At 63.6% G+C, this 1848-nt stretch carries 2 protein-coding genes; both read right to left on the reverse strand.

What is annotated here, in order from left to right; all coding sequences use genetic code 11:
- The coding region (locus WBV42_RS07740) for an FAD-binding oxidoreductase (protein ID WP_423985507.1) at positions 1 to 1305 on the reverse strand (1305 nt) is incomplete at its 3' end.
- A 163-nt stretch (positions 1306 to 1468) separates the two neighbouring features.
- The coding region (locus WBV42_RS07745; RefSeq protein ID WP_423985508.1) for a transcriptional regulator FilR1 domain-containing protein at positions 1469 to 1848 on the reverse strand (380 nt) is incomplete at its 5' end.

Consider the following 1848-nt stretch of genomic DNA (forward strand, 5'->3'; position numbering starts at 1 on the left):
CCCGTAGGTCGTCCGGACCCTATCCTTCCCCTCTTCCATCATGAAGTTGACGTACGCACCACCCATCGAGTGCGGGTGGGTTGCCTCCCAGTACCCCCGTGCCCAGTCTGTTATCTCGTCTTTTTTCGCCGGGTCCTCGTCCACGCCGAAGATGACCATCGACCACGTGGCGTCGCGGTTCGACCACGCCGTTTCGTCCGGTTCGGGGCGGTGGGCCGCGCCATTGACCGGATACAGGTGCATCCCGGACTGCGGGGTCGGAACCTCCGCAAAGCGTCGGTGTTCGGCGATGGCCTCGTCGGTCAGGTTGTGGACGAAGTCGCCCTTCCAGTACCACTGGTCGCCCGGCGGGTAGAGGTCGTCGAACATGCTCTGGAGCGCCGGATAGGGCATCTCACCGACGTGTTCGAACAGCGGTTCGGCGACGTCGTGTGCGGGTCGTAGCACGCCGTCGATGTCGTCCGGGTCACCCAGGTAACACCACATCAGCCCGCACACCTTCTCGCCGTGGATCTCCTCCGGGAACGGTTCCCCCGGCACTTCCGCGATCAGATAGAACCCGTACACGTCCTCCGGCGCGTTCGGAAGCCACTCGCGGTACCAGCGCATGGTGTCTTCGAGTTCGTCGATGGGCCAGAAGGTCGGCCCGGCGACGACGGTGTCCACCGGGTGCAGTTCGAATTCGAACGCCGTGACGACGCCGAAGTTGCCGCCGCCGCCGCGGATTGCCCAGAACAGATCCGAATGCTCGTCCTCGCTGGCGTGAACCTGCCGTCCGTCGGCGAGCACGACGTCCGCCCCGAGCAGGTTGTCGATGGTCAGCCCGTACTTCCGGGTCAGATAGCCGTGACCGCCGCCGAGGGTAAGCCCGGCGACGCCGGTGGTGGAGATGATGCCGCTCACCGTCGCCAGTCCATCCTCGTGTGTCGCCCCATCGACGTCGCCCCACGTACAGCCCGGTTCGACGCGCGCGGTCCGCTCCTCGGCATCGACGCTGATATCGGTCATGTTCGACAGGTCGATGACGAGTCCGTCGTCCACCAGCGCCAGTCCCGCACCGTTGTGACCGCCGCTCCGAATCGCCACCTCCATCTCGTTTTCGCGGGCGAACTCCACGGCTGCGATCACGTCGTCCACGGTGTCACAACGGGCTATTAGCTGCGGATGCCTGTCTATCATCGCGTTGTAGATAACGCGCGCTTCGTCGTACTCCGTCCCGTCGTCCGGTTGGAACACGTCCCCGCCGGAACGCCGTTTGAACTCCTCGATTACCGCTTTGTCTACCGGTTGACTTTCTGTCGCCATGATTCTCTCCCATATGGAAAAAAAAGGCCGTGAGAAAATGTAGCTATCTAGTGAAATTACTGCACGTGGTGGGTCGCTTGCAGGGCCTGCAAGTGGGTCAGTGATTGCACGGATAGTGCCAAACCCGGTATTGGTCCGAGGCCCTCACCGCGGCCGTCCGTTACTACGCTTCGAGGAGGTCGGGGCCGAGCGGTCGGGCCTCGTCCCGGTAGGATTCATAGAGCGCTTCCGCCCACTCCCGCGCCTCGGGGGAGTTCGTATCGACGACCGCCCGTAACATGCCGGTATCCGGGTCGTAACCCGTGAGGGCGACGCGGTCGTCGAAGAGGGTGAGTCCACACGGGAGCGCGTCGTGCATCAGGATGGTGAGGTTGCCCCCTTCCAACCCCTTCTTGGCCGCCGTCGGCGACCACTCCAATACGGCTTCGACGATGGGTGGTGGATAGATAATTTCGGTGATCATCCCCTCGCGGACGTTCCGATACAGGGTCCCGGCGTTGGCGGATTTGAGCGTCGCCGTTCCGAACGCCCGCATCGTTCCCG

It is taken from the genome of Haladaptatus sp., assembly GCF_049589095.1.
Lineage (GTDB): Archaea > Halobacteriota > Halobacteria > Halobacteriales > Haladaptataceae > Haladaptatus.